This is a genomic window from Zhongshania aliphaticivorans, assembly GCF_902705875.1.
In the GTDB taxonomy this organism is placed as follows: Bacteria; Pseudomonadota; Gammaproteobacteria; order Pseudomonadales; family Spongiibacteraceae; genus Spongiibacter; species Spongiibacter aliphaticivorans_A.
Genome location: NZ_CACSIK010000001.1, coordinates 2088859 through 2109574, shown reverse-complemented (window position 1 = coordinate 2109574; position 20716 = coordinate 2088859). Strand labels below are relative to the sequence as shown.

17 protein-coding genes are annotated in these 20716 nt (G+C 46.5%); 15 read left to right on the top strand and 2 right to left on the bottom strand.

Going from position 1 to position 20716, the window contains the following annotated elements; all coding sequences use genetic code 11:
• Positions 1–112 precede the first annotated feature (112 nt).
• The 12 genes from recA to AELLOGFF_RS09565 all read left to right on the top strand — a co-directional run bounded on the left by recA (position 113) and on the right by AELLOGFF_RS09565 (position 13935).
• Positions 113–1141, top strand: a complete 1029-nt coding sequence (recA, locus tag AELLOGFF_RS09620; RefSeq protein ID WP_159268537.1) for a recombinase RecA — start codon at positions 113–115, stop codon at positions 1139–1141.
• A 610-nt stretch (positions 1142–1751) separates the two neighbouring features.
• Positions 1752–2525, top strand: a complete 774-nt coding sequence (locus AELLOGFF_RS09615) for an SDR family NAD(P)-dependent oxidoreductase (protein ID WP_159268536.1) — start codon at positions 1752–1754, stop codon at positions 2523–2525.
• Positions 2526–2872: 347 nt separating this feature from the next.
• Complete coding sequence (locus AELLOGFF_RS09610) at positions 2873–3637, top strand: crotonase/enoyl-CoA hydratase family protein (RefSeq protein WP_159268535.1); 765 nt, start codon at positions 2873–2875, stop codon at positions 3635–3637.
• Between the two features lie 29 nt (positions 3638–3666).
• Positions 3667–4902: an acetyl-CoA C-acetyltransferase gene (locus AELLOGFF_RS09605; RefSeq protein ID WP_159268534.1), complete on the top strand. Its 1236-nt coding sequence runs from the start codon at positions 3667–3669 to the stop codon at positions 4900–4902.
• Between the two features lie 26 nt (positions 4903–4928).
• Positions 4929–5051 carry a nitronate monooxygenase gene (locus tag AELLOGFF_RS09600; protein ID WP_200842633.1) on the top strand — a complete coding sequence of 41 codons (123 nt, stop codon included), beginning with the start codon at positions 4929–4931 and terminating at the stop codon, positions 5049–5051.
• 161 nt (positions 5052–5212) lie between these two features.
• Complete coding sequence (locus AELLOGFF_RS09595) at positions 5213–5419, top strand: hypothetical protein (RefSeq protein ID WP_159268533.1); 207 nt, start codon at positions 5213–5215, stop codon at positions 5417–5419.
• A 331-nt stretch (positions 5420–5750) separates the two neighbouring features.
• The gene (locus AELLOGFF_RS09590) at positions 5751–7058 is read left to right on the top strand and encodes a homoserine dehydrogenase (protein ID WP_159268532.1); all 1308 of its coding nucleotides are present in this window, start codon (positions 5751–5753) and stop codon (positions 7056–7058) included.
• 123 nt (positions 7059–7181) lie between these two features.
• Positions 7182–8579 carry a threonine synthase gene (thrC, locus tag AELLOGFF_RS09585; protein WP_159268531.1) on the top strand — a complete coding sequence of 466 codons (1398 nt, stop codon included), beginning with the start codon at positions 7182–7184 and terminating at the stop codon, positions 8577–8579.
• 3 nt (positions 8580–8582) lie between these two features.
• A complete protein-coding gene (recJ, locus tag AELLOGFF_RS09580; protein WP_200842632.1) occupies positions 8583–10322 on the top strand; it encodes a single-stranded-DNA-specific exonuclease RecJ in 1740 nt (579 codons plus the stop codon).
• A 131-nt stretch (positions 10323–10453) separates the two neighbouring features.
• A protein-coding gene (gene prfB, locus AELLOGFF_RS09575) for a peptide chain release factor 2 (protein ID WP_159268530.1) occupies positions 10454–11552 on the top strand; the annotation gives its coding sequence in 2 pieces (ribosomal slippage) (positions 10454–10528 and positions 10530–11552; 1098 coding nt in all).
• 77 nt (positions 11553–11629) lie between these two features.
• A complete protein-coding gene (gene lysS / locus AELLOGFF_RS09570) occupies positions 11630–13126 on the top strand; it encodes a lysine--tRNA ligase (RefSeq protein WP_159268529.1) in 1497 nt (498 codons plus the stop codon).
• Positions 13127–13281: 155 nt separating this feature from the next.
• A complete protein-coding gene (locus AELLOGFF_RS09565; protein ID WP_159268528.1) occupies positions 13282–13935 on the top strand; it encodes a Crp/Fnr family transcriptional regulator in 654 nt (217 codons plus the stop codon).
• A 55-nt stretch (positions 13936–13990) separates the two neighbouring features.
• Here AELLOGFF_RS09565 and AELLOGFF_RS09560 read toward each other — a convergent pair whose 3' ends face one another.
• Positions 13991–15286, bottom strand: a complete 1296-nt coding sequence (locus tag AELLOGFF_RS09560) for an OmpP1/FadL family transporter (RefSeq protein ID WP_159268527.1) — start codon at positions 15284–15286, stop codon at positions 13991–13993.
• Between the two features lie 117 nt (positions 15287–15403).
• Between AELLOGFF_RS09560 and AELLOGFF_RS09555 the strand changes: the two genes are divergently transcribed.
• Complete coding sequence (locus AELLOGFF_RS09555) at positions 15404–16018, top strand: TetR/AcrR family transcriptional regulator (protein ID WP_159268526.1); 615 nt, start codon at positions 15404–15406, stop codon at positions 16016–16018.
• A gap of 17 nt (positions 16019–16035) precedes the next feature.
• On the opposite strand, the gene xseA is transcribed toward AELLOGFF_RS09555, so the two are convergent.
• Positions 16036–17379, bottom strand: a complete 1344-nt coding sequence (gene xseA, locus AELLOGFF_RS09550) for an exodeoxyribonuclease VII large subunit (protein WP_159268525.1) — start codon at positions 17377–17379, stop codon at positions 16036–16038.
• Between the two features lie 109 nt (positions 17380–17488).
• On the opposite strand from xseA, the gene guaB reads away from it, so the two are divergent.
• Entirely contained in the window at positions 17489–18955 is a 1467-nt protein-coding gene (guaB, locus tag AELLOGFF_RS09545; RefSeq protein WP_159268524.1) for an IMP dehydrogenase, read from the top strand.
• A gap of 123 nt (positions 18956–19078) precedes the next feature.
• Entirely contained in the window at positions 19079–20656 is a 1578-nt protein-coding gene (guaA, locus tag AELLOGFF_RS09540) for a glutamine-hydrolyzing GMP synthase (protein ID WP_159268523.1), read from the top strand.
• Positions 20657–20716 lie beyond the last annotated feature (60 nt).

Here is a 20716-nt window from a genome sequence, read left to right as displayed (position 1 = left end):
TTAGAGCATTGACAAGCGTTTCGATAATACTGATCATATATACAGTTGTGTGGCCGGCAGTGCGCTTGAGCCATCGTCATTAAAATCAATCTCCACAAGGGGTAGCGAGCACATGGATCCTAATAAGCAAAAAGCACTCGAGTCGGCGCTAGGTCAAATAGAGCGTCAGTTCGGCAAGGGTTCTATCATGAAAATGGGCGACAGCTCTCGTGAAGTGATGCCCTCTGTTTCTACAGGATCACTCGGCCTTGATATTGCGCTTGGCATTGGTGGCTTACCCTATGGACGTATTGTTGAGATCTATGGTCCTGAGTCGTCAGGTAAAACCACGCTTTGTTTGCAAGTGATGGCTGAAGCTCAAAAAGCAGGAAAGACTGTTGCCATCGTAGATGCCGAGCATGCACTTGATCCTCAGTATGCTGAGAAGCTGGGTGTTAACTTAGATGATTTATTAGTGTCGCAACCGGATACCGGAGAGCAGGCCCTAGAAATTACCGATATGTTGGTTCGTTCTGGTTCAGTTGACGTAATTGTTATTGACTCGGTAGCAGCCCTAGTTCCTAAAGCTGAAATCGAAGGCGATATGGGTGATTCACACGTTGGGTTGCAGGCGCGCTTAATGTCTCAGGCTTTGCGTAAATTAACCGGCAGTATTAAACAAACCAATACGCTGGTTATCTTTATCAACCAAATCCGTATGAAAATTGGCGTGATGTTTGGGAATCCTGAAACAACGTCAGGTGGTAATGCACTTAAATTTTATGCCTCTGTTCGTTTGGACATTCGTCGAATTGGTGCGGTAAAAGACGGCGATGAAGTTACCGGTAACGAAACTCGCGTTAAAGTGGTGAAAAACAAAGTATCGCCACCATTTAAACAGGCTGAATTCCAAATCTTATATGGACGCGGTATTTATCATCTAGGTGAGGTAATCGACCTTGGCGTTAAATTGGGTCTGGTTGATAAATCTGGCGCCTGGTATGCCTATAAAGGCGATAAAATTGGTCAGGGTAAAGCGAATGCTGCAAAATATCTCGCGGAGAACCCTGAGTCTGCTGCCGAAATTGAGGCCAATATCAGAGAGCAATTACTTCCAAAGCCAAGTGCTAAAAAAGCTGTAGAGGAGGCCGCTGAAGACTAATTTATCAGCAATAATTAGTCTGTGGTTCACCCTTTTACGTTCACAGCTTAAAACTATATATGGCAGGCACAGAGCAAGGTTGCTTGTGTCTAGTCAACTATAAGCGCTGTGAGGGTTAATTTACTCTGATATCTGCTCTGAAGCTGCTATTAACAAGCCCCAGTGTTTTCTGGGGTTTGTCATTTCTGTATTTAATTATATCTATTAATTATGTGTCGTCCTCTTTTTGCATCACTTCTGTCAGCTAACGTCATAAAGTGAATGTAGCTAAAACACACTGATTAGCTGCTGAATTAGCTTCTGACTGTTTATTACAGCAGTCTCCTTATTTTTCTTTGTTCATTCAAATCGTTCATGTTGTGCTAAAACTGTAAGGAAATGTCAATTTTTTTGTCCTCTAACGACATGGCCTTACAAGCATCTTTTGTTTCAGAATAAGCACCATCATTATTGGCGTAGTGTCGTACGATGAAAACAGTGCTTTTGTGTGTTTGTTTTGTTGGCTTGTTGCCACAGCTCGAGTTCACAAATGAAAACTAAATCGTATGTAATCGCTTATTGAAAAATGATAATTCTAATTATTGATCATCACTAATACGGGAGAACATAGATGGATATCAAAGATAAGGTCGCGATTGTTACCGGTGGGGCATCTGGTTTAGGCGAAGGAACTGTGCGTGCGTATGTTGCTAAAGGTGGAAAGGTAGCCATCTTTGATATGAATGCCGAGCGCGGTGCTGTCATTGTTGAAGAGCTTGGTGCGGATAATGTGAGCTTTCATAATGTAAATGTTGCTGATGAAGACTCTGTTGCAACTGCGATTGCCGAAGTAGTTGCCAAGTTCGGCGCTATCCATATTTGTAATAATTACGCAGGTATTGGTAATGCGGCAAAGACCTTAAGCAAAAATGGGCCGTTTCCTTTAGATGCTTATAAAAATGTTATCAATGTGAATTTGGTGGGTACATTCAACGTTGCCCGTCTTGTTGCTGAGCAAATGGCTAAGAATGCACCTTATGATGGCGCGAATGCCCGTGGTGTTATTATTAATACTGCATCGGTTGCTGCATACGAAGGCCAGGTAGGGCAGGTTGCTTACAGTGCGTCTAAAGGCGGTGTGGTTGGTATGACCTTGCCAATGGCTCGCGACCTTGCTTCCTATGGTATTCGTGTTAATACCATTGTTCCTGGTCTTATCCATACCCCACTTTTTGAATCGATTCCTGAGGCAGCATATAAGTCTTTGGAAAACAGTGTGGTAAATCCTCAGCGTCTTGGGCGCCCTGACGAAATTGCTCATCTATCCGTAATGATCGCTGAAAACGAATATATGAATGGCGAGTCAATTCGTTTGGATGGTGCTATTCGTATGCAACCTCGTTAAGACGTAGCTACTAGCTACTTCTCGAAAATAGCGGCTGCGGACACGCGGCTGCTATTGGGTTTTATACCCAGCTAATAAAGATAAATTTGTTCCAATAGTTGTGTTAGGGCTTGCGGACGTGAGTTTACCCAGTCACTTAGGCGAAGATTAAATTAAAAGCCTATTCTAAATTTCTTGGTTCTGTGAAAAACGTGATTACTGCATTATTAGGAGTCACTCTTGGTGTGGATGCGGTTATAGCAATGAATTGAAAGCAGTCTTACAAAATGACTGTCAGTATTTTTCGGGGAATCACCTCTGGCCTGATTATTTTAATAACGATGTGTATGTTGAACGTGGAGAGCATTATGAGTGATGAAGTGTTGGTAAGTGTCGTAGATGGCGTAATGATTGTGACCATCAACCGGCCTAAAGCGAAAAACTCAGTAAATCTTGCGGTGGCAAAAGGTATCGCTGCGGCAATGGAAGAATTAGATAGTAATGATGATATCCGCGCAGCTATTTTGACGGGTGCAGATAATACCTTCTGTGCTGGGATGGACTTGAAAGCGTTTGTCACTGGCGAAATGCCCGTCGTTGAAGGGCGAGGCTTCGCTGGTTTGTGTGAAGCGCCGCCGAAAAAACCGTTGATAGCTGCAGTAGAAGGTTTTGCTTTGGCGGGTGGCTTTGAATTGGCAATTAGTTGCGACTTAATTGTTGTTGCTGAAAATGCAAAATTTGGTATTCCAGAGGCCAAAAGAGGTTTGGCAGCGGCGGCTGGTGGATTGATGCGCTTGCCTCGTCAGATTCCATCACGAATTGCGATGGAAATGGCGCTAACAGGTGATTTTATTACGGCACAGCGTGCTTATGAATTAGGTCTGGTAAATAAAATTGTTGAAGCGGAAGGTGCACTAGAAGGTGCAAAAGCATATGCCCGTAGTATTGCTGCAAATGGACCGATGGCGGTTATAGCCAGCAAGAAAGTCGTTATAGATTCTCAAGATTGGCAGCAAGACGAGATGTTCTCGGAGCAAGCCAAAATAGTGGATGGGGTATTTACAAGTCAGGATGCGATTGAAGGTGCTACCGCCTTTGCAGAAAAGCGCGTGCCTAACTGGAAGGGCTGCTGAGCCTTTGATTTAATTATGAGGAATTTGAAATGAAAGAAGCTTGGATTATTGATGCTTGCCGTACACCACGTGGTATTGGCAAGGCGGGCAAAGGCTCACTGGCAGGTATTCATCCACAACAGCTTGGTGCAACAGTCTTAAAAGCATTGGCAGAGCGGACGCAATTAAATACCGCAGATGTCGACGATATTATTTGGGGAACCAGCTCCCAGCGCGGTGAGCAAGGTGGCGATCTTGGTCGGATGGCCGCATTAACAGCGGGTTACGATGTGCGAAGCAGCGCTGTTACTTTAGACCGCTTTTGCGGTTCGGGTATTACGGTAGTAAACCTTGCTGCGGCTTCAATTATGTCGGGTTTAGAAGATGTAGTGATTGCCGGTGGTACAGAGATGATGTCCAATTATGGACAGAACGGCAATGATCCAGCGATGTTTCTAGATAATGGCAATATGGTGTTGCGTGAAGCTCACCCGCAGCCTCATCAGGGTGTATGTGGTGACGCAATTGCCACGCTTGAAGGAATTAGCCGAGAAGACTTAGATAAGCTTGCATTAACCAGCCAGCAGCGTGCGGCGCACGCGATTGAGAATGGTTATTTTGATAAGAGTCTTGTCCCTGTTTATCGCGAAGATGGAACTTTGGCATTAGACAAAGAAGAATTTCCTCGCCCCAGTACCACCCTAGAAGGTTTGGCTGCACTAAAGCCGGCTTTTGCTGAGTTGGCTTATTACCCATTAGATGAAGCGGGTACCACCTATGCAGGTCTAGTTAATAATGTTTATCCAGACTTGAAAATTAGCCATGTACATCACGGTGGTAATTCTTCAGGGGTTGTTGATGGCGCTGCGGCTATTTTGCTGACCTCCCCAGAATACGCTAAAGAACACAACTTGAAGCCTCGGGCGAAAATTGTGGCGATGGCTAATATGGGCGATTCCCCAACCTTAATGCTGAATGCCCCCGTTCCTGCGGCGTTAAAGGCACTAAAAAATGCGGGTTTAACCGTTGACGATATTGATTTGTTTGAAATAAACGAAGCCTTTGCGGTTGTTGCTGAAAAGTTTATTCGTGATCTCAAGCTAGACCGTGACAAGGTAAATGTTAACGGTGGCGCGATGGCTTTAGGGCATCCGATAGGGGCGACCGGATCTATACTGATTGGTACATTACTTGACGAGCTTGAGCGCCGTGATTTAAAACGTGGCCTTGTGACAATGTGTGCGGCTGGTGGTATGGCTCCAGCAATTATCATCGAGCGTATCTAGTGGCTTGGTGATTAAAGGCGGCTTCTATGAAGACGCGCATTACCGAAATGTTGGGGATTAACTATCCCATCATAAAGGGCGGTATGCAGTGGGTTGGGCGCGCCGAGCTAGCCTCGGCGGTGTCCAATGCTGGTGGTCTCGGTATTTGACTGCCTTAACTCAGCCCACTCCTGATGATTTATATAAAGAAATACGCCGCTGTAAAGAAATGACAGATTCCGTAGCCTCAACAATACGGCGGGTGTCTTTCGGAACGCCATTGCCGAGCAAGATATAAAATTAGAAAAACGAGAAGGCAAAACGGACTTCTTTGATATTCAGCCTCTGGTTGCTGGTTGCTGGTTGCCGGGGACGGCAAAAGGTATTGGAAGGTGGTGATATAGACGACGGTATTTGGACTGCAGGCATGGTTATTGGGTTAATTAATGATATCCCTAGCTGCCAAGCGTTACTAGATCGAATGATGAGTGAGGCGCAGGCCATTATCCAACGTCGATTAACGGGTTTTTACCGTTAAACAAGAGCAAAGCGCATTCTGACGGTGAAAACTTAGTCAGAATATTTTATGCCTCGCGGTTTTGGTGAAATCAAGCGCGAGGCTTTTTTATGAGCTCTAAAACTAAACTTTGTGCGAAAAAGAGGGCGCTTGCTAGCTTCTTCAAATGACATTCAATAGCTTTAGCGGCGAATTAAATAATTTCAATCCTCCTAGGCCATAGCCTTAGGGCTTCAGCTTGACTAAAATGCACAGCTTTCGGGTATATTACTCTGGTTTCTCCTCGATCTAATAAATGCGAGGAAACATGAGCGGCACGCCCTATGTATTACCTGACGTTTAAGGAGCAGCGGTGGATTCGGTCAAAGTAGGAATATGTGGTTTAGGAACCGTAGGCAGCGGTACATTTGCAGTGTTGAAGCGAAATGCGGCAGAAATCTCTGCCCGTGTTGGTGCAGACATTGTGGTGGCGCAAATAGGTGCTCGTCGAGACAACCCTAAGTGCGATACCGGTGACGTTGCCATTAATCGCGATGTTTTTGCCATTGCTGAAAATCCCGAAATAGATATTCTGGTGGAATTAATCGGTGGCACTACGGTTGCAAAAGAACTCGTGCTAAAAGCCATTGCCAATGGTAAGCACGTGGTCACGGCAAATAAGGCCTTGATTGCTGAGCACGGCAATGAAATTTTTGCTGCAGCCGCTGAGCAAGGTGTGACGGTTGCGTTTGAAGCCGCTGTTGCCGGTGGTATTCCCATTATCAAGGCGCTTCGCGAAGGGCTGGCGGGCAATAAAATCCAGTGGTTGGCCGGAATTATCAACGGCACGGGCAATTTTATTCTTTCCGAAATGCGTGAAAAAGGCCGCGACTTCGCCGATGTCCTTGCTGAAGCGCAGGAATTAGGTTATGCCGAAGCAGACCCAACCTTTGATGTCGAAGGAATTGATGCTGCACACAAACTGGTGATATTGGCTTCTTTGGCATTTGGTATTCCGCTGCAATTCGATAAAGTCTTTACCGAAGGCATAAGTAAAATTGCTCAAGAAGATGTGACTTATGCGGAAGAGCTTGGCTATCGTATCAAGCATTTGGGTATTGCTAGGGGAACCAGTGAGGGTATTGAGCTGCGAGTACACCCCACACTGATTCCTGAGAAACGCCTAATTGCCAATGTAAATGGCGTTATGAATGCGGTGCTGGTGCAGTCTGATGCTGTTGGCCCCAGTCTATACTACGGCGCAGGTGCCGGCAGTGAGCCAACGGCGTCGGCCGTCGTGGCGGATGTTATCGACGTCGCCCGGTCATTGAGCTCGTCTCAGAGCAGCCGAGTGCCTTATCTGTCTTTTAAAACGGAATCGCTCAGTGCGCATCCTGTATTGCCTATCGATGCAGTAGAAACCGCTTATTATTTACGTATGACGGCGGTAGATAAGCCGGGTGTACTGTCTAAAGTTGCCCAAATTCTAAGTGATGGTGGCATTAGTATTGAGGCTCTGATTCAAAAAGAAGCGGCAGACAATGCAAATTTGGTTCCCATGATTATTCTGACTAATCGCACTATAGAAGCGAAGCTGTCTGCTGCGGTAAGTCAAATTGAAGGCTTAGAAAGTATTGTTGGCGAAGTGACGCGGATCCGGGTTGAGTCATTGGCCGGTTAATATCGCATTGTAGTTTGGGCACGGATGTCTATGGCGTCTGTCTCCAGCTTACGGTGAGTAATTTTGCGAGTGCGCTGTCATAGATAGTGCACGGAAATAAAATTAAGTAATGAGTACACACAAGTGAAATACATCAGTACCCGCGGCAAGGCGCCCGCCCTGAATTTTGAAGACGTTCTGCTTACCGGTTTGGCGCCAGACGGTGGTCTTTACGTCCCTGAGTCCCTGCCTAAATACAGCAAGGAGCAGATCGCTTCTTGGTCGTCATTGTCGTATACCGATTTGGCTTTTCAGATTATTCAGCCGTTTATCGGTGGGTGTATTCCTGATGATGATTTAAAAGCGATTATCGATGATACCTATGTTGATTTTCGTCACCCTGCAATCGCACCACTAGTGCAATTAGATCGCAATGAATGGGTGTTAGAGCTGTTTCAAGGTCCAACCTTGGCGTTTAAAGATTTTGCACTACAAATGCTGGGACGTTTACTCGATTACGTGCTTGAACGCCGCCATCAGAAAGTCGTCATTATGGGGGCTACGTCCGGAGATACAGGTTCTGCTGCCATTCAAGGTTGTAAGCGCTGCAGCAATATCGATATCTTTATTTTGCATCCCTATAAGCGCGTGTCTGAAGTCCAGCGTCGTCAAATGACCACGGTGGTTGGCGACAATATCCACAATATTGCTGTGAAAGGTCATTTTGACCACTGCCAAGCCATGGTGAAAGCCAGTTTTGCGGATCAAAGCTTTTTACCAGAAGATCGACAGCTGGTAGCGGTGAACTCTATCAACTGGGCACGTATCATGGCCCAGATCGTTTACTATTTTTACGCTGCTTATGCTGTTGGCGCACCAGATCGCTCAGTGAGCTTTTCGGTTCCTACCGGCAATTTCGGCGATATCTATGCCGGCTATTTAGCTAAGTGTATGGGGTTGCCAATAGAGCAATTGGTGGTCGCGACCAACCAGAATGATATTTTGCATCGCTTTATTAGCGGCAATACATTTGAAAAGCACGAATTGCAGCACACCTTGTCACCCAGTATGGATATTGTGGTGTCTAGCAACTTTGAGCGCATGTTATTCGATTGCTACGATCGTGATGGTGCTGCCATTGCAGATTTAATGAAGCGCATGGATACCGAAACTGTGTCTATTCCTAGCACTGCTTTTGCCAAAGTTAGGGAGTTATTTGACAGCCATGGTGTGGATGACGAAGCTACGGTTGAAACGATTGCGTCAGTCTATGATGCAAGTGAATACTTGCTAGATCCCCACTCAGCAATTGGTGTTAAAGCTGCGCGCGAATGCCGCCGCGATACCGCGACCCCGATGATTACCTTGGCCACGGCTCATCCGGCTAAATTCCCCGAAGCGGTGATGAAGGCGGGCTATCCAAGTGCGCCGGCCTTGCCGCACCACATGAGTGATCTCTTCGAATTAGACGAGCGTTATGAAGTGGTAGAGAATAAGTTGGGAGACGTGCACGCCTTTATTGCTGCAAATATTCGCGCTTAATCGGTGACTGATTTCCCCAAAATAATTGTGCGTAGTTCTACTGCCCCTGCATTTGCAGGGGCGGTTCCTCCCTTGCTTCAGCGTCTTTACGCCGCACGTGGTGCGCTTTGTGATAGTGATATTGAAACAGGTTTGGAGACCCTGCCTAAGCCTGAAATGAAAGGTTTGGCCGCGGCCTGCACCATGCTGGCAGATGCGATTGAAGATCAAAAACGCATATTGATTGTAGGTGATTTTGATTGTGATGGCGCGACGAGCACGAGTGTGGCTATGCTTGGTTTGCGTGCGCTGGGGGCAGGGCATGTCGATTATTTGGTGCCAAACCGATTTGAATATGGCTATGGTTTAACACCAGAAATTGTTGAGGTAGCCGCCGAGCGCCAACCCGACTTAATTGTGACTGTCGATAATGGTATTTCCAGCATTGACGGTGTTGCGGCAGCCCATAAGCTAGGTATTCCAGTCTTGGTAACGGATCACCATTTGCCGGGTGATAACTTACCTGACGCAGCCGCGATCGTGAACCCCAATCAATATGGCTGTCCATTTCCAGCTAAGTCTTTGGCCGGTGTTGGCGTGATGTTCTATGTCTTGCTGGCATTACGCAGTGAACTAAGAAGTAGAAAGTGGTTTTCTGAGTGTCGCGCTGAGCCTAACCTCGCTGAATTGCTCGATCTAGTTGCACTAGGAACAGTGGCAGATGTGGTGCCCTTAGAGCATGCTAATCGCGTTTTAGTCAGCCAGGGTTTAAGGCGCATTCGAGCAGGACGCTGCCGCCCCGGAATTACGGCTTTGTTGCGGGTTGCCGGTAAAGAGGCGAATCGTATCGTGGCCGCAGATATGGGCTTTGCTATTGGTCCGCGTTTAAATGCGGCTGGTCGCTTAGATGATATTAGCCTTGGCATCCGCTGCTTGCTGACTGAGAATGATGAGCTGGCGTTGAATTTAGCTGCCGAGCTGGATGACCTAAATAAAGAACGCCGTGCTATTGAGCAGAGCATGAAAGACGATGCGGTGCGAGCCTTGGCTCACCTGCAGCTAGATGCTAGCAATATTCCAAGTGGCATTTGTCTATACGATCCTACCTGGCACCAAGGGGTTGTTGGTATTCTTGCTTCGCGGATTAAGGAGCGCTATCACCGTCCTGTTATTGCCTTTGCCGATGCCGATGATGAAGAAATTAAAGGCTCAGCGCGCTCGATTCCCGGTTTGCATTTGCGTGACGCTTTAGATTTGCTTGCTAAACGGAATCCTGGCCTGCTAAGCAAATTTGGTGGTCACGCGATGGCGGCTGGATTGAGTCTGGCTAAAGCTGATTATTCTCGTTTTGAAAAAGCCTTTGATAACATAGTGACGGAGCTGACCACGCAAGATCAGTTGACAGCTGTAGTGCTGAGTGACGGGGAATTACAGCCTGAGCATTTCTCAATTGAGTTGGCAGAATTGTTGCGAAATGCAGGTCCTTGGGGGCAGAATTTTCCAGAACCCAAGTTTCACGGTAGGTTTAATCTCGTTCAACAGCGAATCGTCGGAGCGCGTCATTTAAAAATGGTATTGTCGCCTGTTGACGCAAGTCAGCAAGTTATTGATGCCATCGCATTCAATATTGATACTGAGCTGTGGCCTAATTTACACGTTAAATGGGTAGATGTGGTCTATAAACTAGACAGTAACTTGTTTAGAGAGCGCTTATCTGTGCAGCTCTTGGTTGATCATGTGCAAGCAGTCGCTGATTCTTCTTAAAAGCATTGAGTAACTCCGTCATTCGCCACTTGTTTTTGGATTACCCGTGGTCAATGTCTGGCTGAGCTTTGCTCAGTGCTGCGCTTCAGGTAAAATGCCCGCCTTTTCCACGTCTTACCGGATACTGTTCCATGTTAGAAGTTAACGCCATTCGCCAATCCCTAAAGAGCATGAGTGAAAGAACTGATGTGCTCCGGGGGTATCTTTGACTATGCCAACAAGAAAGAGCGTTTAACGGAAGTTGAACTTGAATTGGGCGATTCCGCTGTTTGGGATGATCCTAAGCGAGCGCAAGAGCTAGGTCGTGAGCGGGCCTCATTAGAGGCAGTAGTGGCGACGATAGAAGAGTTGGATGGTGGCGTTGCCGATTGCAGTGAGCTGCTTGATATGGCGGTTGAAGAGGGCGACGACGAAACAATAAGCGGTATGCAGGGTGACGTAGATCGTTTAGAAGCCTCTCTTGCGACCCTAGAATTTCGGCGCATGTTCTCCGGTGAGATGGACCCCAATAATTGTTATCTTGATATTCAATCTGGCTCCGGCGGCACAGAGGCTCAAGACTGGGCCAATATGGTGTTGCGTATGTACTTGCGCTGGTGCGAAAGCAAGGGTTTTAAAGCCGATTTGGTTGAATTATCTGACGGTGAAGTTGCCGGTATTAAAAGCGCGACCATTCATGTACAGGGAGAGTATGCGTTTGGCTGGCTGCGTACTGAAACAGGGGTGCATCGCTTAGTTCGTAAATCACCGTTTGATTCTGGCAACCGTCGTCACACCTCATTTTGTTCAGTATTTATTTCTCCTGAAATAGATGATGATATCGAAATAGATATCAACCCCTCTGATGTACGTACCGATACATATCGGGCCAGTGGTGCGGGTGGTCAGCATATTAACAAAACTGATTCGGCAGTGCGCTTAACGCATATACCCACCAATATTGTGGTTCAGTGTCAAAATCAGCGCTCTCAGCATCAGAACCGTGACAGTGCATGGAAAATGCTTAAAGCAAAACTGTATGAGCTGGAAATACAGAAACGCAGCAGTGCGGCACAAGAACTTGAAGACAACAAATCTGATATAGGTTGGGGTAGCCAGATTAGATCCTATGTCTTAGATGACCAGCGTATAAAAGATTTGCGTACCAATGTACAAACCAGCAACTGCGGTATGGTTCTGGATGGTGATCTGGACCAGTTTATTGAAGCGAGTTTAAAAAGCGGTCTGTAATAGCAAAATAGAGCAAACCTATTCTTATTGTTTAACCCCAAACGCTATTTTAAAGCGTTTGAGTCAAGGAAATTATCATGTCAGAGCAACACAACGAAACTGAGCAAACTCAGGAAGAAAACCGCTTAATCGCTGAACGTCGCGCTAAATTGTCGGCAATTCGCGAAAAGCGGAACGCATTCCCCAATCATTTTCGTCGTGAAGATTATGCCGACAAACTGCAATTAGAGTTAGGTGAAAAAGAAAAAGAAGCCTTAGAAATCTTGGATCGGCAAGCCAGTGTTGCGGGCCGCATCATGGCCAAACGCGGTCCCTTTATGGTGCTGCAAGATATGACGGGCCGGATTCAAGTTTATGTTGATAAAAAACAGTTGCCAGCTGAATTAACAGAAGAAATTAAAACCTGGGATATTGGCGATATTATTTCTGCGTCTGGTCCAGTTCATAAGTCGGGCAAAGGCGATCTTTATATTTACATGAAAGAGACTTCCTTACTGACGAAATCTTTGCGCCCATTACCTGATAAATTCCACGGTTTGCAAGATCAAGAAATTCGTTATCGTCAGCGTTATGTTGATCTGATTATGAATGAATCATCTCGACGTACCTTTGCAATTCGCTCAAAGATGATCAGCTCTATTCGCAACTTCTTGCAGCAGCGTGATTTTGTCGAAGTAGAAACACCGATGATGCAAGTGATTCCCGGAGGTGCCAGTGCGCGGCCGTTTGTCACTCACCACAATGCGCTTAGCATGGATATGTACTTACGTATTGCGCCTGAGCTTTATTTAAAGCGTTTGGTGGTGGGCGGTATAGAGCGCGTATTTGAAATTAACCGCAACTTCCGTAATGAAGGTCTGTCGACGCGTCATAACCCAGAATTCACCATGATTGAATTTTATCAAGCCTATGCTGATTACAAGGACTTGATGGATTTAACAGAAGCCATGTTGCGCAATACTGCGCAAGAGGTTTTAGGCACCACCACCATTAGCTATCAGGGTAGTGAATACGATTTCGCCAAGCCCTTCACACGTTTGTCGGTATTTGATTCTGTATTGCACTACAACCCAAATATTAGTGCTGAGCAATTAGCTGATATAACCCAGGCCACCGCCATTGCCAAATCACTTGGTGTGGACGTTAAAGATAGCTGGGGCTTGGGCAAAATACAGATAGAAATATTTGAAGAAACGGTAGAGCACAAATTAGATCAGCCTACCTTTATCACTGAATACCCCACCGAGGTTTCACCGCTAGCCCGTCGCAGTGATAACAACCCCTTTGTGACAGATCGTTTTGAATTTTTTGTTGGTGGTCGAGAGCTGGCAAACGGTTTCTCGGAGCTTAATGACCCAGAAGATCAGGCAGAGCGTTTTATGGCGCAGGTTGCTGAAAAAGAAGGTGGTGATGATGAGGCCATGCATTACGATGCTGACTACATTGCCGCCCTTGAATACGGCTTACCGCCAACCGCCGGTGAGGGGATTGGTATTGACCGTTTGGTAATGTTATTTACCGATGCACCATCGATTCGCGACGTATTATTATTTCCCCATATGCGTCCAGAATAAGCCCATGCTTAGGCCCAGACACATTCCTTGTCTGGGCCTTGTTAATCTAGCTGCCATAATCTCTTCATAGTTTCCTATAAATCCTGTCTAGACAGTCGCTTGGGCAACTATGCTATAGTGTTTGTCACGCGTTTTTAGCACTGGGGAATAACAAGATGAGTATCGAAAACGTCGATTTATTTGACGGTCTGATGCCGGAAGAAATTCAAATTTTACGTGACACCAGTGTGGTGCGGGAATTTGCCAAGAATACAGTATTAATTCACGAGGGTGACGTGGCAGACTCGCTCTACGTGGTGGAGTCTGGTCGCGTGAAAGTCTATTGCAGCGATAAGGGCGGTAAAGACTTTGTGTTGAATATTCTTGAGTATGGCGATTATTTTGGTGAGCTAGCTTTACTGGATGATGATAAGCGTTCTGCATCAGTTCGTGCGATGGAAGCCAGTAAAGTCCGTATTATTTATAAAGAAGATTTTAAAGCGATTTTGGATTTGCACCCCAATATCACTCGTATTCTTAATAAAAACCTAACCCGTCGTATACGTAAATTAACAAATGATGTGAAAAGTCTTGCCTTGCAAGATGTGTATGGCCGCGTAGTGAAGGTGCTAACCAGTTTAGCCCAGCCTGCGGCTGAAGATGGCAGTATGCGGATTGATGAAAAACTCACTCAGCAAGAGATAGCAGACCGAGTGGGCTCCTCCCGTGAAATGGTGGCGCGGATACTCAAAGACCTAACCATTGGTGAATATATCGATGTTGATGGTCGTCATATCGTCATAAGACGTAAGCTTCCAGAAAGTTATTAATAGTTTGTAGCCAACGATGCAGGGTGAGATTTTTTCGCCTTGCATTCTCGTAGTTTTACCACTGGCAGGAAATGCCAAACGCTATTGAATAACCGCCAAAGGTTTCCTCGGCATCGTCGCCGATTGGAAATTGCGTATTGGTATATTTTCGAGACATGATCGGAATATATACATAGGCCAAGGAAGCTTTCCACTTTTCGGATAGTTGGTGGTTTGCACCCGCAGAGATATGCCATTTAGCTAGTAAGTTGTTAAGTGTGGACTCGTTGCCATGTTTTATAACATTGCCTGCATGGTTAATGCCGGCAGTAATCTGGGTGCGCTCATTAAGCTGGAATTGTGCTCCTATTGAGCTGGCAAATTGGTCTTGCCCGCCAAAATCTGTGCTAACTATTATCTCATTAGGTGCATTTGCTGTTTCGGTATTAGACAGCTGTGTTGTTACGTTGCCAAGTGCCTCACTCCAGCTATACCAGTTAAGGTCGCCACCAATGCTGAGTTGCGGTGTAGCTTGCCAAGCGAAACCAATGCCTAACTCTTTGGGTAATTTAAGACCGTCAATTTCTGCAGAGTTATATTTTACTCGTCCCAGTCCCATCGCTTCAAAGTTAACGACTGCACTGCCATTTTGGAGTGCGAGTTTGGTGTCTGAGCCATATGCGAGACCAAGTGTGAGGGCGTTGCTTACGTCGTACTGAATACCGGCGCGCCAAGCGTAGCTGATACCGCTAAGGTCCTTAATATGAAGGCCAGCAAATCCGGTTTCTGCATCTGAGGTGTTTGGGAAGACTTGCTGTTCTGCTTGAGAATAATTAACCGAAGCGCTAAACCCAATTCTCAGCTTATCATTAACGCGCCATGCAATTGCAGGTGCCATTCTAAACACACCTATCAGTGCGCTTAATTCATCTTGATTTCCAAAAGTTGTGTTTAGATTCTTGTACTCATAACCAATGCCGCCTTGGGCAAAAACACCAAGCCCTATAGTTATATCTGGTGCTTTCTCAAGAGGGGTGGTCCAACCAATAGAAAGAAATGCGGTTAAGTCGTTGCTTGAGGCTTGCATGCTGTTCAGCGAGTCAGCATGACGGATGTGGGTCATAAAATAGGGCTCAATAACGGTGGAGAGCTGTGATGTGGTGGATTTTGCTATACCTGCGGTATTGTTATTAATGCTTAGCGGGTCGTGTGAATACCCAATATCGGTGCCGGCCATCGCTATAGAGTCGGAACCAAAGCCCAATGGAATGACACCGATACTCGCTTTACTTGGGCTTGATATTGACGCTAAAAGTGCAGCGGCAAGGATACTAAATCGTACTGTTGGTTGTTTATTCGTATTTTTTGCCACGGTAGCTTTCCTGATGAATATAAAATATACCGATTGGTATTTTTTAAAATATACCAATCGGTATATTCTTGCAAGGATTTACCTGTGCAAGTAGCTTGCGTATAAAGGCGGTGTGATGTGATAAGTGAGAACGGATTAATGTCTGTGGGTGAGGTAGGCGGTAAGCGTGAGCGAACACGGGCTTTGCTATTACTGAGTAGTGCGCAACAGTTTGCTAAACATGGCTATAACGGCGTCAGCATAGACTTGCTGGCAAAAGCGGCGAAATTATCGAAGGGCGCTTTATATGATCATTTTAAAAGTAAAGAAGATATATACATTCAAAGCACATCGCATTATTTAGTTAGTGTGCTTAAAACCATTAAACCGAGTGATGTAGAGAAGGGTTTGAATGCGGAACAAGCGTTGTTTCTCTACTTGGGTAAGTTTTTAGAACTGCTGCATAATGATTGGGTTGCCAGACGTTTAGTGTTGCGTGTAATCACTGAATCTACTGGCGAAAATGTTCAAGCAATTGCCCGTAAAGTGCTTACTGAGCCTTTTGAGTATACAGCCAGTTTGTTGTCAGCTTTTCGCCCTGAACTTGATGCAGAAGAACACCTGTTTTCGTTTTATTGTAATGCGATATTGCGAGAAGACTTTAAGGGTGTGATAGGTGCATTGAGCCCAAATGTAGGCGCGCTTACTGATTCGGATGCATTGTTAGATCATTTCCGAAAAGTATGGGCCTAATGTGTTTGCTCATATCGCTATTTGTCAACGACTAGGGCTGCGCTACCCTTGCTAAATCGTGCCTCTAGCAAGTCTCCTTTTTCGAGTGAGGTGGCGTCCCGCACAATCTTGCCTTCTGCGGTTGTGACAATAGCATAGCCACGATGCAAGGTTTGATTTGGACCAAGGGTGTTCAATTGCTGCCCCAGGTTTTTTACGGTGATCCGCGATTGTTTAAGCTGCAGCGCGATGGCATTTTTTAATCGTCGGCGCAGTTCCTCAATGTCACGATGCTTGTTCTTTAAATGGCGCTCCGGATTAAGAAGAGCCAGTTGTTGAGTTGCCGAAGCAAGCGATTGCCTCCGCCGTTGCTGGCTCTGCAGCCACTGTCTGTTTAAGCGAATTTCTAAACTGTCTAACCGCTGGCTTTGTTCCTGAAGTTGGCTGCGTGGATCGCGCAAGCGTAAACGAAGTGAGTGAAGCTTTTCGCTAGCCCGTGTGAGCTTGCGCCTTTGGCTATTAATAAGGCGCCCTTGCAGTAGATTGATGCGTGACACTATTTCAGCTTGATTGGGGCTGAGCAGCTCCGCCGCCGCAGAAGGCGTGGCAGCCCGAATGTCGGCAACAAAGTCACTGATGCTGAAATCCACTTCGTGTCCAACAGCGCTAACAACAGGCAGGGCAGAGTTATGGATAGCTTCTGCCACTTTTCGTTCGTTAAATGGCCACAGGTCTTCTAATGAACCACCGCCTCGTGTCACCAAAATAACGTCGAAGTTTTTGCGACCTTGGCTCGCCCAGATATTGGCTTGTAGCACAGCGTCTGCAATTTGTTGAGCGGCTAAATCGCCCTGTACTAATACCGGCAGTAAGCTAATTTGCATGCTGGGCCATCGCCGCTGAAGCACAGATAATATATCGTGTATGGCTGCGCCAGTGGGGGAGCTAATAACAGCGATATGGCGAATAACCTCAGGCAGCGCTTTCTTGGTGTCAGCGTCGAACCAGCCGGCTGTTTTTAGTTCCTGCTTAAGTAGCTCAAAGGCTTGTGCTAAAGCGCCTGCTCCAGCAGGCTGCATGCTGTCGACAATTAATTGATAATCGCCACGACCTTCATACAGGCTAACTTTTCCACGAACATTCACTTGTTGGCCAGGTTGGGGAGAAAAGCTGACCCGTGAATTACGTCCTTTAAAAAAAGCGCAGCGGATTTGTGCTCGGTTGTCTTTAAGGGTGAAGTACCAATGGCCTGAACTTGGTCGAGAGAGCGTGGATAGCTCGCCGCTGACCGTTACTTGTGCAAAGCAGTCTTCGAGTAATTGTTTGGCCAAGCCGTTTAATTGGCTGACACTCAGAGTTTGTGGCGGTTCTTGTATTGTCATGCGCACATTATACCAATATATAGGGTTTGGTCGTGAAGTATCGGTTTACTCTAGCGCGTCCATCAATTAAAATTGCGAGGATTCTAGCCACAGGCACCGGAATCAAAATATGCTACGTATTGCCCAAGAAGCCCTCACATTTGATGATGTTCTTCTGCTTCCTGGTTACTCCGACGTAACCGCCAAAGATGTTACTCTTAAGACCCAGCTTACCCGTAATATTTCTTTAAATATTCCACTGGTTTCAGCCGCTATGGATACGGTTACTGAAAGCCGGCTTGCGATTGCTATTGCCCAAGAGGGTGGCATCGGGATCATTCATAAAAGCATGACCATTAAGCAGCAGGCTCAAGAAGTTCGCGCTGTTAAGAAGCATGAAAGCGGCATTGTAAAAGATCCGATTACCATTGAAGCAAGCGCTCCTTTAAGTGAGTTGTTTGAGCTTCGTCGTCGCCACAAAATATCTGGCGTTCCCGTTTTAGATAAGGGTAATTTGGTCGGTATTGTCACCAGCCGTGATGTGCGTTTTCAGGAAGAGTTAGACGTTCCTGTATCCAGTATGATGACGCCCAAAGAAAAGTTAGTCACCGTGAAAGAAGGTGTTGATATGAGTGTGGCGCGCGAGCTGCTGCACCGTCATCGCATTGAAAAAGTACTGGTCGTTAATGATGACTTTGAACTTACGGGAATGATTACCGTAAAAGACATGAACAATGCACAAACCTACCCCTTAGCCTGTAAGGATAGTTCGGGTCAGCTACGGGTAGGTGCCTCGGTTGGTACTAGTGCTGATACCGATGACCGTGTTGCCGCCTTGGTTGCAGCTGGCGTTGACGTGTTGGTTGTAGATACCGCGCATGGCCATTCATTAAATGTATTAAATCGGGTGCGTTGGATAAAAGAAACATACCCTCAAGTCGATGTGATTGGTGGCAATATCGCGACAGGCGCAGCCGCTCTTGCGTTGGTTGAAGCTGGGGCAGATGCGGTTAAAGTGGGTATTGGCCCAGGCTCTATCTGTACTACACGTATTGTTACTGGGGTGGGTGTGCCGCAGATCAGTGCTATTGCCAATGTGGCCGAAGCACTTAAAGCGACTAATGTTCCTCTTATTGCGGATGGCGGTATTCGTTATTCTGGTGACTTATCTAAAGCCGTCGTGGCTGGCGCTAGCGCTGTGATGATGGGGTCGATGTTTGCCGGAACGGAAGAAGCGCCTGGCGAAGTGGAATTATTCCAAGGCCGTACTTATAAGTCGTATCGCGGCATGGGGTCTCTTGGTGCGATGACTAAAACCCAGGGGTCAAGTGATCGCTATTTTCAAAATGCCGAAGATGGAGCTGAGAAATTAGTCCCCGAAGGTATTGAGGGCCGCGTTGCTTATAAAGGCTCACTTTCTGCCATTGTGCATCAATTAATGGGTGGCTTGCGTTCGGCAATGGGGTATACCGGAAGTATCGATATGAAGACGATGCGCACGATGCCTGAATTTGTTCGCGTTACCTCTGCGGGTATGAATGAAAGTCACGTTCACGACGTAAGTATCACAAAAGAAGCGCCAAATTACCCAACCTAGTAAGGTGCTATTTAAGCGCTGTTGCATACTAAGAAAACTCGCTGCTGAATAATGCAGCGAGTTTTTGTTTGTTTGAACTACTTGTAAATCCTACTGAAAAATAGTGAGAGAACTGCTGTGTCAATGCCTGATATACATGCCCACCGAATTTTGATTCTTGATTTTGGTTCACAATACACGCAGCTAATTGCACGCCGTATTCGTGAAATTGGAGTCTATTGTGAAATTCGTGCCTTCGATATCAGCGATGAGGATATTAATGAATTTAATCCTTCTGGGTTTATTCTCGCGGGTGGTCCTGAATCAGTAACCGAAGCTGGATCACCGCGAGCGTCACAATTGGTGTTTGAACTCGGTGTGCCAGTGTTGGGAATTTGCTACGGCATGCAGACCATGGCCGAGCAAATGGGCGGCAAAGTAGAGGGCTCACCGGTTCACGAGTTTGGCTACGCGCAAATTAAATTAGAAGCGGCTGGTAGCCTTACCGCAGACATTGCTGATCACATTGATAGCAGTGACGGTAAGGCGCTACTCGACGTCTGGATGAGCCACGGCGACAAGGTTATTCGTCTTCCTGAAGGCTTCGAAGTATTGGCCTCGACACCTTCTTGCCCGATTGCTGCCATGCAATGTGAGGCCAAGAAATTCTACGGCGTGCAATTTCACCCCGAGGTGACTCACACCCTGCAAGGTCAGCGCATTTTTGAACATTTTGTCTTGAAACTCTGCGGCTGCGAGGCCCTGTGGACGCCGGCTAATATAGTTGAAGACGCTATCGTTAAAGTGCGCGCCCAAGTGGGTAAGCAAAAAGTATTGCTGGGGCTTTCTGGTGGTGTAGACAGCTCGGTCGTTGCTGCATTGCTACACAAGGCCATTGGCGATCAGCTGACCTGCGTGTTTGTCGACAACGGTCTACTTCGTAAAAACGAAGGCGATCAGGTCATGGAAATGTTTGCCAAGAATATGGGGGTTAAAGTCATTCGCGCGGACGCGGAAGAGGCCTTTTTAAGTAAATTACTTGGCGAGTCAGATCCAGAGAAAAAACGCAAAATTATCGGTAATACCTTTATCGAAGTATTTGACCAAGAGGCGACCAAGCTTAAAGACGTTAACTTTTTGGCGCAGGGGACTATTTACCCTGATGTCATTGAGTCGGCGGCGGCAAAAACCGGTAAGGCCCATGTGATTAAATCCCACCATAACGTCGGCGGTTTACCGGATGATATGGCCATGGATTTGGTAGAGCCTTTGCGCGAGTTGTTTAAAGACGAAGTGCGCCGCATTGGTCTTGAGTTAGGACTGCCCTACGATATGGTTTACCGCCACCCGTTTCCAGGCCCCGGTTTGGGTGTGCGAATTTTGGGCGAGGTGAAAAAAGAATACGCCGATGTACTCAGAGAAGCCGACGCTATCTTTTTGGAAGAGTTGCACAAAGCTGGCTGGTATCACAAAACCAGCCAGGCTTTCGCCGTATTCCTTCCTGTTAAATCAGTTGGCGTCGTTGGTGATGCCCGCCGTTACGAATACGTCATTGCATTGCGCGCGGTAGAGACCATCGACTTTATGACCGCACGCTGGGCGCATTTGCCTTACGAACTGTTAGAAACGGTTTCAAATCGTATTATCAATGAAATCAAGCAAGTTTCCCGCGTGGCCTATGATGTTAGCAGCAAGCCGCCTGCCACCATTGAGTGGGAATAATAGATATTTGCTTAAGACCGATGTAGTAGACCTCTTTAGATAATAAGTCTTGACCCTTAT